We start from the raw sequence: 12,656 nt of genomic DNA on the forward strand, positions 1-12,656 counted from the left end.
TCGACGTAAACACTTGAATTAGAGAACGCGGCGGTCTACACCGCCGCGTTCTCTTTGCCCTTCGGGGCGGTTTGGACGCCGTTGAGGCGTCCTGTTTGAATTGGCTGAAGACTGTTTTAGCGCTCGGATAGCGCCGGCTCTCCGGCATGTCTCCGACGGAAGGACGAATGCAATGAACGGCCAGAATATCCGCATCCGCCTGAAGGCGTTCGACCATCGTGTGCTCGACGCTTCCACTCGCGAGATCGTATCCACGGCGAAACGTACAGGCGCCAACGTGCGCGGGCCGATCCCGCTGCCGACGCGCATCGAGAAGTTCACGGTGAACCGCTCGCCCCATATCGACAAGAAGTCGCGCGAGCAGTTCGAGATGCGGACGCACAAGCGTCTTCTCGACATCGTCGACCCCACTCCGCAGACCGTGGACGCGCTGATGAAGCTCGACCTCGCCGCCGGCGTGGATGTCGAGATCAAGCTCTAACGAGCTCAACAAGAACCGAACCGGGCGACACACCCGATAGGTTCCTCTGAAGAAAGAACGAATATATGCGTTCAGGTGTGATTGCACAGAAGGTCGGCATGACGCGCATCTACAATGATGCAGGCGAGCATGTTCCGGTCACGGTCCTGAAGATCGAAAACTTGCAGGTCGTGGGTCAGCGGACCCAAGAGAAGCATGGCTATACCGCCGTCCAGCTCGGCGTCGGCCTCGCCAAGGTCAAGAACACGTCCAAGGCCATGCGCGGCGTCTTCGCCCAGGCGTCGGTCGAGCCCAAGCGTAAGGTCGCCGAGTTCCGCGTTTCCGACGACAATCTCGTTGAGATCGGCGCGGAGATCACGGCCGAGCACTTCGTCGCGGGTCAGCTGGTGGACGTCACCGGCACCTCGATCGGCAAGGGCTTCGCCGGCGCCATGAAGCGCCACAACTTCGGTGGTCTGCGCGCCACGCACGGCGTGTCCGTGTCGCACCGCTCGCATGGTTCGACGGGTCAGCGTCAGGATCCGGGTAAGGTCTTCAAGAACAAGAAGATGGCCGGTCACATGGGTCAGACCCGCGTGACGACCCAGAACCTCGAAGTCATCCGGACCGATGCGGACAAGGGCCTGCTCCTGATCCGTGGCGCGGTTCCGGGCTCGAAGGGCGGTTGGATCCTGGTTCGCGATGCGGTCAAGGTGCCGCTGCCCGCGAACGCGCCCAAGCCCGCCGCGATCCGCCAGGCCGGCAACAACGGCTCGGCAGCTGAAGCCGCTTCCGAGGGTACGGAATAATGGACATCAAGATCACATCCCTTTCCGGCGGCGAAGCTGGCTCGGTGACGCTGGCGGACGAGATCTTCGGTCTCGAGCCCCGCGAGGACATTCTTCAGCGTGTTGTGCGTTGGCAGCTCGCCAAGCGTCAGCAGGGTTCGCACCAGACGCTCGGCCGTGCCGAGATCGCCCGCACCGGCGCCAAGCTCTACAAACAGAAGGGAACCGGTCGCGCTCGTCATGGTTCTGCTCGCGCTCCGCAGTTCCGCGGCGGTGGTAAGGCCCACGGCCCGGTTTCGCGCTCGCACGCCCACGACCTGCCGAAGAAGCTCCGCGCCCTCGGCCTGAAGCATGCACTTTCGGCCAAGGCGAAGTCGGGCGGCCTTATCGTCGTGGACGAGATCGCATCGAGCGACGGCAAGACCAAGGCGGTCGCCACCCAGCTCGCCGGCCTCGGCTGGACCAATGCGCTGATCATCGGCGGCTCCGATCTCGACGTGAACTTCTCGCGTTCGGCCCGCAATCTTCCGAACATCGACGTGCTGCCGGTTCAGGGTATCAACGTCTATGACATTCTTCGCCGTCAGACGCTTGTCCTGTCGAAGGCGGCCGTCGAGGCTCTCGAGGAGCGCTTCAAATGACCGATCTTCGTCACTACGACGTCATCACCAGCCCGGTGATCACCGAGAAGTCGACCCTCGTGTCCGACTTCAACCAGGTGATCTTCAACGTTCCCGACACCGCGACCAAGCCGCAGATCAAGGCAGCCGTCGAGGCCCTGTTCGGCGTGAAGGTCACCGCTGTGAACACGTTGAACCGCAAAGGCAAGACCCGTCGCTTCAAGGGCCGTCTCGGCCGCCAGAGCGACCAGAAGAAGGCGATCGTGACGCTGGCCGAAGGCCAGTCCATCGACGTCTCGACCGGTCTCTGACGGTTGGCCGCGAGGAATTGAGAACATGGCACTGAAAAGCTTCAACTCGGTCACCCCGAGCCAGCGTCAGCTGGTCATCGTCGACCGTTCGGGTCTGTGGAAAGGCAAGCCGGTCAAGCAGTTGACCGAAGGCCTGACCCAGAAGGGCGGCCGCAACAACATGGGCCGTATCACGGCCCGCTACCAGGGCGGCGGTCACAAGCGCACCTACCGCATGATCGACTTCAAGCGTCGCAAGCTTGATGTCGTCGGCACGGTGGAGCGTCTCGAGTACGATCCGAACCGCACCGCATTCATCGCCCTCATCCGCTATGCGGACGGTGAGCTCGCCTACATCCTGGCCCCGCAGCGCCTCGCCGCCGGCGATCAGATCATCTCAGGTCTGACCGGCGTCGATGTGAAACCCGGCAACGCGATGCCGCTTTCGGCCATGCCGGTCGGCACCATCATCCACAACGTGGAGATGAAACCGGAGAAGGGCGGTCAGATCGCCCGCTCCGCCGGCGCCTACGCGCAGCTCGTTGGTCGCGATCAGGGGATGGCGATCCTTCGTCTGAACTCGGGCGAGCAGCGTCTCGTTTCCGGCTCGTGCTTCGCCACGGTCGGCGCCGTGTCCAACCCGGACCATGGCAACATCAATCTGGGCAAGGCCGGTCGCGCGGTCTGGCTCGGTCGTCGGCCTCATGTTCGCGGCGTCGCGATGAACCCGGTCGATCACCCGCATGGTGGTGGCGAAGGCCGCACCTCGGGTGGCCGTCATCCGGTCTCGCCGTGGGGCAAGCCGACGAAGGGCAAGCGGACGCGTCAGAACAAGTCCACGGACAAGTTCATCATGCGCTCGCGCCATCAGCGCAAGAAGTAAGGGAAACACTCCATGACACGTTCCGTCTGGAAAGGTCCGTTCGTTGATGGCTACCTGCTGAAGAAGGCCGATAAGGTCCGCTCCGGCGGTCGCAACGAAGTCATCAAGATCTGGACCCGCCGGTCCACGATTCTGCCGCAGTTCATCGGTTTGACCTTCGGCGTCTACAACGGCAACAAGCACATCCCGGTCACGGTCAACGAGGATATGGTCGGACACAAGTTCGGCGAATTCTCCCCGACCCGCACCTATTACGGCCACGGCGCCGACAAGAAGGCGAAGAGGAAGTAACATGGGCAAGGCCAAAACTGAGCGGGCGCTCAAAGACAACGAGGCGCGGGCCGTCGCTCGCACCATCCGAGTCAGCCCGCAGAAGTTGAACCTGGTCGCGCAGCTGATCCGCGGCAAGAAGGTGGAGCGCGCTCTCGCGGACCTCACCTTCTCGCGCAAGCGGATCGCCGAGACCGTGAAGAAGACGCTGGAAAGCGCCATCGCGAACGCCGAGAACAATCATGATCTCGACGTCGACGCTCTGGTGGTCTCCGAGGCGTTCGTCGGCAAGTCGATCACGATGAAGCGTTTCCACGCTCGTGGCCGTGGTCGCGCGAGCCGTGTCGAGAAGCCGTTCTCGCACCTCACGATCGTGGTGCGCGAAGTGGCCGAAGAGGGAGCCGCGTAATGGGTCAGAAAGTCAATCCGATCGGCCTCCGACTCGGCATCAACCGGACCTGGGATTCGCGTTGGTTCGCGAACACCAACGAGTACGGCAAGCTGCTTCACGAGGACCTTGCGATCCGCAAGTACCTTCTGAACGAGCTGAAGCAGGCAGCGGTCTCCAAGGTTGTCATCGAGCGTCCGCACAAGAAGTGCCGCGTCACGATCCACTCGGCTCGTCCGGGTATCGTGATCGGCAAGAAGGGCGCTGACATCGAGAAGCTTCGCAAGAAGCTCTCGACCATGACGAACGCCGAGACGCACATCAACATCGTCGAGGTGCGCAAGCCTGAGACCGACGCGACGCTCGTCGCGCAGGGTATCACGCAGCAGCTCGAGCGTCGTATCGCCTTCCGTCGCGCCATGAAGCGCGCGGTGCAGTCGGCGATGCGTCTTGGCGCCGAAGGCATCCGCATCAATTGCTCGGGTCGTCTGGGCGGCGCGGAAATCGCCCGCATGGAATGGTACCGCGAGGGCCGCGTGCCTTTGCACACCCTTCGTGCGGACGTCGACTACGGCACGGCCGAGGCGCATACGGCTTATGGCGTGTGCGGCGTGAAGGTCTGGATCTTCAAGGGCGAAATCCTTGAGCACGATCCGATGGCTTCCGAGCGCCGCGCGGTTGAAGGTGAAGCCTCGGGTGGCGGCAACAACCGTCGTCGCGAGCGCGATCGCGATCACGCCTGATAGGCCAGCTCCGGAGTAGATGAAATGTTGCAGCCAAAGCGCACGAAGTTCCGGAAGGCGTTCAAGGGACGCATTCACGGGGCTTCCAAGGCCGGCGCCGTACTCAGCTACGGCACGTTCGGCCTCAAGGCTCTTGAGCCGGAGCGCGTCACCGCGCGCCAGATCGAGGCGGCTCGCCGCGCGATCACGCGTCAGATGAAGCGCCAGGGCCGGGTGTGGATCCGTATCTTCCCCGACCTTCCGGTCACCGCAAAGCCGACCGAAGTCCGCATGGGTAAGGGCAAGGGCGCGATCGAATACTGGGCGGCTCGCGTCGCCCCCGGTCGCATCATGTTCGAGATCGACGGCGTTGCCGAGGAGGTCGCTCGCGAGGCGCTTCGTCTCGGCGCGGCGAAGCTTCCGATCCGTACCCGTTTCATTCAGCGCATCGCCGAATAAGGGGGAGGGATCATGAAAGCCTCCGATATCGTCTCCAAGACGCAGGACGAACTGACCGAAGAACTCGGCAAGCTGAAAAAAGAGCAGTTTAATCTGCGCTTCCAGCGTGCTACAGGCCAGCTCGAAAATACGGCTCGGGTCAAGGAAATTCGCCGCGACATCGCCCGTATCAAGACCATCGCCCGCCAGAAGGCGGACACGGCCAAGGCCTGAAGGTAGATTAAACTATGCCGAAACGCGTTTTGCAGGGGACTGTGGTCTCCGATAAGAATGACAAGACGGTCGTCGTGCTCGTGGAGCGTCGCTTCACGCATCCGCTCTTCAAGAAGACCGTTCGTCGGTCCAAGAAGTACAAGGCGCACGACGAGTCGAACCAGTTCAAGGTTGGCGATATGGTCTCCATCGAGGAGACCCGTCCGATCTCCAAGGACAAGACCTGGATCGTCGTTGCAGGCGAAGCAGCGGCTCGTTGAACTCTTGTGCCGGGGTGAAGCGCGCGATCCCGCGCTCCCCGGCCGCTCGTTTATTTGAAGGCGGCCTCACATGATTCAGATGCAAACAAACCTCGACGTGGCGGACAATTCCGGCGCACGTCGTGTCATGTGCATCAAAGTGCTGGGCGGTTCCAAGCGGAAGTATGCTTCGGTCGGCGACATCATCGTCGTTTCGATCAAGGAAGCCATTCCGCGTGGCCGCGTTAAGAAGGGTGACGTGATGAAGGCGGTGGTCGTTCGCACCGCCAAGGACATCCGTCGCGCCGATGGTTCGGTGATCCGGTTCGACCGCAATGCGGCCGTCCTCATCGACAACAAGAAAGAGCCGGTCGGCACCCGTATCTTCGGACCGGTTCCCCGCGAGCTTCGCGCGCGGAACCACATGAAGATCATTTCCCTGGCACCTGAAGTGCTGTAAGGAGCCGGCTCGATGCAAAAGATCAAGAAGGGCGACAAAGTCGTCGTACTCGCCGGTAAGGACAAGGGTCGTACCGGCACGGTCACTCAGGTGATGCCGAAGGACGACCGTGCTGTCGTCTCCGGCGTCAACATGGTGAAGCGCCACCAGAAGCAGACGGCCAGCCAGGAAGCTGGCATCGTCCAGAAGGAAGCGGCGATTCACCTCTCCAACCTCTCGGTCGCCGACCCGAAGGATGGCAAGCCGACCCGCGTCGGTTTCAAGGTCGTCGGTGAAGGTGAGAACGCCAAGAAGGTCCGTTTCGCCAAGCGTTCGGGAGAACAGATCGATGGCTGACACCAACACCCAGTACACGCCGCGCCTGAAATCGGTCTACAAGTCCGAGATCCGTAAGCAGCTGCTTGAAGAGTTCAAGTACGCGAACGAGATGCAGGTGCCGCGGCTCGACAAGGTCGTGATCAACATGGGCGTCGGCGAAGCCACCGGCGACTCCAAGAAGCCGACCGTGGCGGCCGAAGACCTCGCGCTGATCGCCGGCCAGAAGCCGGTCATCACCCGCGCACGCAACTCCATCGCGGGCTTCAAGGTCCGTGAGAACATGCCGATCGGCGCGAAGGTCACCCTTCGCAAGGACCGCATGTACGAATTCGTGGATCGCCTGGTCCAGATCGCGCTTCCGCGCGTTCGCGACTTCCGCGGCCTGAACCCCAAGAGCTTCGATGGTCGTGGCAATTTCGCCATGGGCCTGAAGGAGCACATCGTGTTCCCCGAGATCAATTACGACAAGGTTGATCAGATGTGGGGCATGGACATCATCGTGTGTACGACGGCGCAGACCGACGAGGAAGCACGGGCCCTTCTCAAGGCGCTCAACTTCCCGTTCCGCCAGTAACGGCAGGCGAAAGGACAGATAATGGCTAAGAAAAGCGCCATCGAGAAGAACAAGCGGCGGGAAAAGCTCGTCGCCAAGTACGCGGTGAAGCGTGAGGCTCTCAAGGCCGTCACGATGAACCAGTCGGCCAGCATGGAAGAGCGTTTCCGCGCTCAGCTCCAGCTCGCCGAACTGCCGCGGAACTCGGCGAAGGTGCGCATCCGCAACCGCTGCGAAGTGACGGGCCGTCCGCGCGCCTATTACCGCAAGCTGAAGATGAGCCGTATCGCGCTTCGCGACCTCGGCAACTCGGGCCAGGTGCCCGGTATCGTCAAGTCGAGCTGGTAAGGAGCATCTGAGATGGCTTTGTCCGATCCTCTCGGCGATATGCTGACCCGCATTCGCAACGCGACGATGCGCAACAAGTCGACTGTGTCGACTCCCGCGTCCAAGCTTCGCGCCCGCGTCCTCGACGTCCTGAAGGACGAGGGCTACATCCGTGGCTACACCGAAACTCGTTTCGAGAACGGCACGGCTGAGTTCACGATCGAGCTCAAGTATTACGAAGGCGCGTCGGTGATCAAGGAGATCGCCCGCGTGTCGAAGCCCGGCCGCCGCGTGTACGTCTCGTCCAAGACGATCCCGCATGTCGCCAACGGTCTCGGCATCTCGGTTCTGTCGACCCCCAAGGGCGTCATGGCCGACCACGCTGCCCGTGAACAGAATGTCGGTGGCGAGATCCTCTGCCGCGTCTTCTGACGCGGCATCGAGATCCGTTTTCGACTAATCGACAGGTTCAACGATGTCTCGTATTGGTAAGAAGCCGGTCTCCGTGCCGGCAGGCGTGACCGCCTCCGTGGACGGTCAGACGGTCAAGGCGAAGGGTCCGAAGGGCGAACTGTCTTTCGTCGTCAACGAGGAAGTCCTCGTGAAGATGGAAGAGGGCTCGATCAAGGTCGATCCGCGTGACGAGTCGAAGGATGCTCGGTCGAAGTGGGGCATGTCCCGCACGATGATCGTCAACATCCTTTCGGGTGTTAAGGACGGTTTCGAGAAGCGTCTCGAGATCAACGGCGTCGGTTACCGCGCCTCCATGCAGGGCAAGAACCTCCAGCTCGCCCTGGGCTTCAGCCACGACGTTCTGTATCCGGTGCCGGAAGGCATCCAGATCGTCGTCCCGAAGCCGACGGAAATCGTCATCACCGGGATCGACAAGCAGAAGGTCGGTCAGGTCGCTGCCGAGATCCGCGAGTTTCGCGGTCCCGAGCCCTACAAGGGCAAGGGTGTGAAGTACGCGGGCGAGAAGATCGTCCGTAAGGAAGGCAAGAAAAAGTAAGGCTCGGAAAAATGGCTACGCAGAAGGAACTCCTCCGCCGCCGCGCGTCCCGCGTGCGTCGTGCGCTGAAGGCCGTTTCGAACGGCCGTCCGCGCCTTTCGATTCACCGCTCGTCCAAGCACATCTACGCGCAGGTCATCGACGACGCCCAGGGCAAGACCCTGGCCGCCGCTTCGACCCTCGACACGTCGCTGCGCGGGGACCTGAAGACCGGTGCCGACGCGGCAGCTGCGGCGGCCGTTGGCAAGCTCGTCGCCGAGCGTGCCGTGCAGGCGGGCGTCACCGATGTCGTCTTCGATCGCGGCGCTTTCATCTATCACGGCCGCGTCAAGGCGCTGGCCGATTCTGCTCGCGAGGGTGGTCTCAACTTCTAATCGCATCCCGCCTGATCGGCGGGATCGATACTCGCATGTGCGGCGAAGCGGGTTTTCTCGCTGCGCCGTTCATGCTTTAAGCCGGGTGCCGCCGAGTCGGCGCTCGCCGCCGGATGCCGCATGATCGGCATCTTCCCCAAGACGCCTCCGGAAAAAAACAAGGATAGGATATGGCGCCTCGTAACGAACGCAACGACCGCGAAGAGCGGGATGACGGTTTCGTCGACAAGCTGGTTCACATCAACCGCGTCGCCAAGGTGGTGAAGGGTGGTCGTCGCTTCGGCTTCGCCGCTCTCGTCGTCGTCGGCGACCTTAAGGGCCGTGTCGGTTTCGGCCATGGCAAGGCGCGCGAAGTGCCTGAGGCCATCCGCAAGGCCACGGAAGCGGCTAAGCGCGAGCTCATCTTCGTTCCGCTGCGCGACGGTCGCACGCTGCACCATGACGTGCACGGTCGGCATGGCGCCGGCAAGGTGATCCTGCGCACGGCGGAAGCCGGTACGGGCATCATCGCGGGCGGTCCAATGCGCGCGGTTTTCGAGGCGGTCGGCATGCACGACGTCGTCGCGAAGTCGCTCGGGTCCTCCAACCCCTACAACATGGTTCGCGCCACGTTCGACGCGCTGAAGGGTCAGATGCACCCCAAGGACGTCGCCGCTCGTCGCGGTATCAAGTATTCCACGCTCCAGGCACGTCGTCGCGACGTTGTCGGCGGCGGCGCGGAAGATTGATGCGGACAGGGGCGCGATTTCGCTGCCCCGACCGTATCTCTTCGTAGGATCAGAGGAGCCTAGACATGGCTGAGAAGAACCCCACGGGCAAGACCGTCACCGTTCAGCAGGTCGGCAGCCCCCTTCGCCGTCCGGGCGACCAGCGTTCGACGCTGATCGGACTGGGCCTGAACAAGATGCACCGCACGCGCACGCTGGAGGACACGCCTTCGGTTCGTGGCATGATCGCCAAGGTCAGCCACCTCGTTCGCGTTGTCGACGGCCAGTAAGCCGGGAGCGAGATGATGAAGCTTAACGAAATCGCCGATAAGGATGGCGCGACGCATTCGCGCAAGCGTCTCGGTCGCGGCATTGGCTCGGGTTCGGGCAAGACCGGTGGTCGCGGCGTGAAGGGTCAGAAGGCGCGTTCGGGCGTGGCGATCAACGGGTTCGAGGGCGGTCAGATGCCCCTGTACCGTCGTCTCCCCAAGCGCGGCTTCGTGAACATCTTCGCGAAGGACTATAACATCGTGTCGCTCGCGCGCATCGTCGAGGGCATCGAGGCCGGCAAGCTCGACGCTTCGGCCTTGATCGACGTGACGGCCCTCAAGGCTGCCGGCATCGTTCGCCGCAAGCGCGATGGTCTCCGGGTTCTCGGCGACGGCGATGTCTCCACTAAGCTGACGATCGCGGCCGATGGCGCGTCGAAGTCGGCCATCGAGAAAGTCGAGAAGGCCGGCGGTTCGCTGACGGTCTCCGAGAAGAAGGCCGAAGTCGAGGCGTAAGGCTTCGTCCGATCGGTTTAAACGGAAAGCCGCCTGCCTCGCAGGCGGCTTTTTTCGTATCTCCGTCATTTTGAGACGGAAAGCGCTTGTCTTTCCTTCGGCAAAATCGTTTGAAACAAAGCAGTATGAGCGTTCCTGAATCGTGTCGGTTCGGGGGAGGGGAAACCTGCGCTCGGGGGCAACCCGGAGAGATTTCACTCATGGCATCCGCTGCGGAACAACTCGCCGCAAATCTCAACTTCGCCGCCTTCTCGAAGGCGGAGGACCTGAAGAAGCGCATCTGGTTCACCCTCGGCGCGCTGCTGGTCTATCGGCTCGGCACTTACATCCCGATGCCCGGTATCGACCCGCATGCGCTGTCGCAGGCGTTCCAGCAGCAGTCGACCGGCATTCTCGGGCTGTTCAACATGTTCGCCGGCGGTGCCGTCGGGCGCATGGCGATCTTCGCGCTGGGCATCATGCCCTACATTTCGGCGTCGATCATCATTCAGCTCATGACCTCGGTCATTCCCTCGCTCGAGACCTTGAAGAAAGAGGGCGAGCAGGGGCGCAAGGTCATCAACCAGTACACGCGCTACGGCACGGTGCTTCTGGCGACCGTGCAGGCCTATGGCATCGCGGCTGGGCTTCAGTCCTCCAGCAACATCGTCATGAATCCGGGCACGTTCTTCATCGTGTCGAGCGTCATCACGCTGGTCGGCGGCACGATGTTCCTGATGTGGCTGGGTGAGCAGATCACCGCGCGCGGCATCGGTAACGGTATTTCGCTGATCATCTTCGCCGGCATCGCGGCCAACCTGCCGTCCGCCATGGCGAACCTGCTCGAACTCGGCCGTACCGGCGCGCTCTCGACGGCCATCATCCTTCTGGTGATCGTCGTCGTCGTGCTCTGCATCGCCGGCGTCGTGTTCTTCGAGCGGGCGCAGCGCAAGCTTCTGATTCAGTATCCCAAGCGCCAGGTCGGCAACCGGATGTTCCAGGGCGACACGTCGCACCTGCCGCTGAAGCTGAACACCGCCGGTGTCATCCCGCCAATCTTCGCCTCGTCTCTGCTTCTTCTGCCGGTGACGATCGCGAACTTCTCCGACACGAGCCGGCTGCCCGGCTGGGCAACTGGCATCATCGCCTCGCTCGGCCACGGCCGCCCGCTTTACATGGTGCTTTACGCCGCCATGATCGCGTTCTTTGCCTTCTTCTATACGGCCATCGTCTTCAACCCGAAGGAGACGGCCGACAATCTGAAGAAGCATGGCGGCTTCATTCCGGGCATCCGCCCGGGCGAGCGTACCGCCGACTATATCGATTATGTGCTGACCCGCATCACGGTGATCGGCGCGATCTATCTCATGGTGATCTGCCTTCTGCCCGAGATCCTCATTTCGGCGGCTGGCATCCCGTTCTATCTCGGCGGGACCTCGCTTTTGATCGTCGTATCGGTCACCATGGACACTGTGGCGCAGGTGCAGGGGCATTTGCTCGCCCATCAATACGAAGGCCTCGTGAAGAAGGCGAAGCTGCGCGGAGGCAGACGGGGAACGCGATGAGACTGATTTTGCTGGGACCTCCGGGGGCAGGGAAGGGCACGCAGGCCCATCGGCTCATCGAAAAATACGCGATCCCGCAGCTCTCCACGGGGGACATGCTGCGCGAGGCCGTCGCCAAGCAGACCGAGATCGGCAAGCGGGCGCAGGCCGTGATGGATGCGGGCCAGCTCGTGTCCGACGAGATCGTGATCGGCATCGTCGCCGATCGCATCGAGCAGCCGGACGCGCGCAAAGGCTTCGTGCTCGACGGGTTTCCGCGTACGCTGGCTCAGGCCGAGGCACTGGACAGAATGCTCGACGCGCGCGGCCTGTCGATCGACGCGGTGATCGAGTTCAAGGTCGATGAGGAAAAGCTCGTCGCTCGGATCGAGAAGCGCGCTCGCGAAACCGAGGCCGCCGGTCTGCCCGTACGCAAGGACGACACGCCCGACGTCTTCCGTCGTCGGCTGGTGGAGTTCCGGGAGCTGACGGCGGCTGTCGCACCGTTCTATCGCGAACGCGGTGTGTCGCATCAGATCGACGGCATGGCCTCGATCGACGAGGTGAGCACGCAGATCGACGCGATTCTCAAGCAGGCGGTTGCCGCCTGAACGTGCTGGCCCCGTCTTGTCACCGGGCCGTCACATCGGCAACTTGACGAAACGACCCCGAATCTTATAAGGGTCGGCTCAATTCGCGCAAAAATGAGCGATCGGTTCGCCACCCGGCGGGGTGGTGCCGGTCGTTCCGCGTTTGAAGAGAGCGGTTCCAGACCGCTCGACCATGGTTCGTCGCGGCGGATCCGCGACATAAGGAGGCTACCTTGGCCCGTATTGCTGGCGTCAACATCCCGACCGGGAAGCGCGTTGTCATCGCGCTTCAGTACATTCACGGCATCGGCCCGCGTTTCGCGGCGGAGATCGTGCAGAAGGTCAACCTTTCGGCCGAGCGTCGTGTGAACGACCTTTCGGACGCGGAAGTGCTGCAGATTCGCGAAATCATCGACCGCGACTACCGCGTCGAGGGCGATCTGCGTCGCGAAAACTCGATGAACATCAAGCGTCTGATGGATCTGGGCTGCTATCGCGGTCTGCGTCATCGTCGCGGTCTGCCGGTTCGCGGTCAGCGCACCCACACGAACGCCCGCACCCGCAAGGGTCCGGCGAAGCCGATCGCAGGCAAGAAGAAGTAATCTGGATGCACGGTGGGCCATTCGCGCTCGCCTGATGCATTCATGCCTCGAACGTCGCTTCGAGGCAGGTGGAGCC

24 protein-coding genes are annotated in these 12,656 nt (G+C 62.4%); all 24 read left to right on the forward strand.

The genetic code is table 11. The features are described from left to right. Nucleotides 1-172: 172 nt before the first annotated feature. The 24 genes from rpsJ (at nt 173) to rpsM (ending at nt 12,580) form a co-directional block, all read left to right on the forward strand. Nucleotides 173-481, forward strand: a complete 309-nt coding sequence (gene rpsJ / locus AUL32_RS13505; RefSeq protein WP_007066362.1) for a 30S ribosomal protein S10 — start codon at nt 173-175, stop codon at nt 479-481. 65 nt (nt 482-546) lie between these two features. Continuing rightward, complete coding sequence (gene rplC, locus AUL32_RS13510) at nt 547-1,269, forward strand: 50S ribosomal protein L3 (RefSeq protein ID WP_061976497.1); 723 nt, start codon at nt 547-549, stop codon at nt 1,267-1,269. Further along, nucleotides 1,269-1,889, forward strand: a complete 621-nt coding sequence (gene rplD / locus AUL32_RS13515; protein ID WP_062115882.1) for a 50S ribosomal protein L4 — start codon at nt 1,269-1,271, stop codon at nt 1,887-1,889. The genes rplC and rplD overlap by 1 nt, the downstream gene beginning before the upstream one ends. Next, nucleotides 1,886-2,179 carry a 50S ribosomal protein L23 gene (locus AUL32_RS13520; RefSeq protein ID WP_061976495.1) on the forward strand — a complete coding sequence of 98 codons (294 nt, stop codon included), beginning with the start codon at nt 1,886-1,888 and terminating at the stop codon, nt 2,177-2,179. The genes rplD and AUL32_RS13520 overlap by 4 nt, the downstream gene beginning before the upstream one ends. A gap of 25 nt (nt 2,180-2,204) precedes the next feature. Continuing rightward, complete coding sequence (gene rplB / locus AUL32_RS13525) at nt 2,205-3,041, forward strand: 50S ribosomal protein L2 (protein ID WP_062115885.1); 837 nt, start codon at nt 2,205-2,207, stop codon at nt 3,039-3,041. A gap of 12 nt (nt 3,042-3,053) precedes the next feature. Next, nucleotides 3,054-3,332 (forward strand): 30S ribosomal protein S19, encoded by a 279-nt coding sequence (gene rpsS / locus AUL32_RS13530; protein WP_061976493.1) that lies wholly within the window; start codon nt 3,054-3,056, stop codon nt 3,330-3,332. 1 nt (nt 3,333) lies between these two features. Next, nucleotides 3,334-3,720 carry a 50S ribosomal protein L22 gene (gene rplV, locus AUL32_RS13535; RefSeq protein ID WP_061976492.1) on the forward strand — a complete coding sequence of 129 codons (387 nt, stop codon included), beginning with the start codon at nt 3,334-3,336 and terminating at the stop codon, nt 3,718-3,720. Beyond that, nucleotides 3,720-4,442 (forward strand): 30S ribosomal protein S3, encoded by a 723-nt coding sequence (gene rpsC / locus AUL32_RS13540; RefSeq protein ID WP_061976491.1) that lies wholly within the window; start codon nt 3,720-3,722, stop codon nt 4,440-4,442. The genes rplV and rpsC overlap by 1 nt, the downstream gene beginning before the upstream one ends. A gap of 24 nt (nt 4,443-4,466) precedes the next feature. Then, nucleotides 4,467-4,880 carry a 50S ribosomal protein L16 gene (gene rplP, locus AUL32_RS13545; RefSeq protein WP_058599894.1) on the forward strand — a complete coding sequence of 138 codons (414 nt, stop codon included), beginning with the start codon at nt 4,467-4,469 and terminating at the stop codon, nt 4,878-4,880. Between the two features lie 12 nt (nt 4,881-4,892). Then, nucleotides 4,893-5,093, forward strand: a complete 201-nt coding sequence (rpmC, locus tag AUL32_RS13550; protein ID WP_061976490.1) for a 50S ribosomal protein L29 — start codon at nt 4,893-4,895, stop codon at nt 5,091-5,093. A 14-nt stretch (nt 5,094-5,107) separates the two neighbouring features. Beyond that, nucleotides 5,108-5,353: a 30S ribosomal protein S17 gene (gene rpsQ, locus AUL32_RS13555; protein ID WP_061976489.1), complete on the forward strand. Its 246-nt coding sequence runs from the start codon at nt 5,108-5,110 to the stop codon at nt 5,351-5,353. A 70-nt stretch (nt 5,354-5,423) separates the two neighbouring features. After that, complete coding sequence (rplN, locus tag AUL32_RS13560) at nt 5,424-5,792, forward strand: 50S ribosomal protein L14 (protein ID WP_061976488.1); 369 nt, start codon at nt 5,424-5,426, stop codon at nt 5,790-5,792. Between the two features lie 12 nt (nt 5,793-5,804). Beyond that, complete coding sequence (rplX, locus tag AUL32_RS13565; protein ID WP_061976487.1) at nt 5,805-6,128, forward strand: 50S ribosomal protein L24; 324 nt, start codon at nt 5,805-5,807, stop codon at nt 6,126-6,128. Next, nucleotides 6,121-6,684, forward strand: a complete 564-nt coding sequence (gene rplE, locus AUL32_RS13570; protein ID WP_061976486.1) for a 50S ribosomal protein L5 — start codon at nt 6,121-6,123, stop codon at nt 6,682-6,684. The genes rplX and rplE overlap by 8 nt, the downstream gene beginning before the upstream one ends. A gap of 21 nt (nt 6,685-6,705) precedes the next feature. After that, nucleotides 6,706-7,011 carry a 30S ribosomal protein S14 gene (gene rpsN, locus AUL32_RS13575; protein WP_061976485.1) on the forward strand — a complete coding sequence of 102 codons (306 nt, stop codon included), beginning with the start codon at nt 6,706-6,708 and terminating at the stop codon, nt 7,009-7,011. Nucleotides 7,012-7,023: 12 nt separating this feature from the next. Beyond that, nucleotides 7,024-7,422 (forward strand): 30S ribosomal protein S8, encoded by a 399-nt coding sequence (gene rpsH, locus AUL32_RS13580; RefSeq protein ID WP_061976484.1) that lies wholly within the window; start codon nt 7,024-7,026, stop codon nt 7,420-7,422. A gap of 43 nt (nt 7,423-7,465) precedes the next feature. Then, nucleotides 7,466-7,999, forward strand: coding sequence for a 50S ribosomal protein L6 (rplF, locus tag AUL32_RS13585; RefSeq protein WP_061976483.1), 534 nt, complete (start codon nt 7,466-7,468; stop codon nt 7,997-7,999). Nucleotides 8,000-8,010: 11 nt separating this feature from the next. Then, nucleotides 8,011-8,373 carry a 50S ribosomal protein L18 gene (gene rplR / locus AUL32_RS13590; RefSeq protein WP_061976482.1) on the forward strand — a complete coding sequence of 121 codons (363 nt, stop codon included), beginning with the start codon at nt 8,011-8,013 and terminating at the stop codon, nt 8,371-8,373. A 170-nt stretch (nt 8,374-8,543) separates the two neighbouring features. Then, nucleotides 8,544-9,101 carry a 30S ribosomal protein S5 gene (gene rpsE / locus AUL32_RS13595; RefSeq protein ID WP_061976481.1) on the forward strand — a complete coding sequence of 186 codons (558 nt, stop codon included), beginning with the start codon at nt 8,544-8,546 and terminating at the stop codon, nt 9,099-9,101. 65 nt (nt 9,102-9,166) lie between these two features. Beyond that, entirely contained in the window at nt 9,167-9,370 is a 204-nt protein-coding gene (gene rpmD / locus AUL32_RS13600) for a 50S ribosomal protein L30 (RefSeq protein WP_061976480.1), read from the forward strand. A 15-nt stretch (nt 9,371-9,385) separates the two neighbouring features. Then, a complete protein-coding gene (gene rplO, locus AUL32_RS13605; protein ID WP_062116806.1) occupies nt 9,386-9,865 on the forward strand; it encodes a 50S ribosomal protein L15 in 480 nt (159 codons plus the stop codon). Between the two features lie 200 nt (nt 9,866-10,065). Then, nucleotides 10,066-11,409: a preprotein translocase subunit SecY gene (gene secY / locus AUL32_RS13610; protein WP_061976478.1), complete on the forward strand. Its 1,344-nt coding sequence runs from the start codon at nt 10,066-10,068 to the stop codon at nt 11,407-11,409. Beyond that, entirely contained in the window at nt 11,406-11,999 is a 594-nt protein-coding gene (locus tag AUL32_RS13615) for an adenylate kinase (protein ID WP_061976477.1), read from the forward strand. The genes secY and AUL32_RS13615 overlap by 4 nt, the downstream gene beginning before the upstream one ends. A 212-nt stretch (nt 12,000-12,211) precedes the next feature. Next, on the forward strand, nt 12,212-12,580 hold the full coding sequence (rpsM, locus tag AUL32_RS13620) for a 30S ribosomal protein S13 (protein ID WP_061976476.1): 369 nt from the start codon (nt 12,212-12,214) through the stop codon (nt 12,578-12,580). Nucleotides 12,581-12,656 lie beyond the last annotated feature (76 nt).

The sequence above is a fragment of the Aureimonas sp. AU40 genome, assembly GCF_001463785.1.
Lineage (GTDB): Bacteria > Pseudomonadota > Alphaproteobacteria > Rhizobiales > Rhizobiaceae > Aureimonas.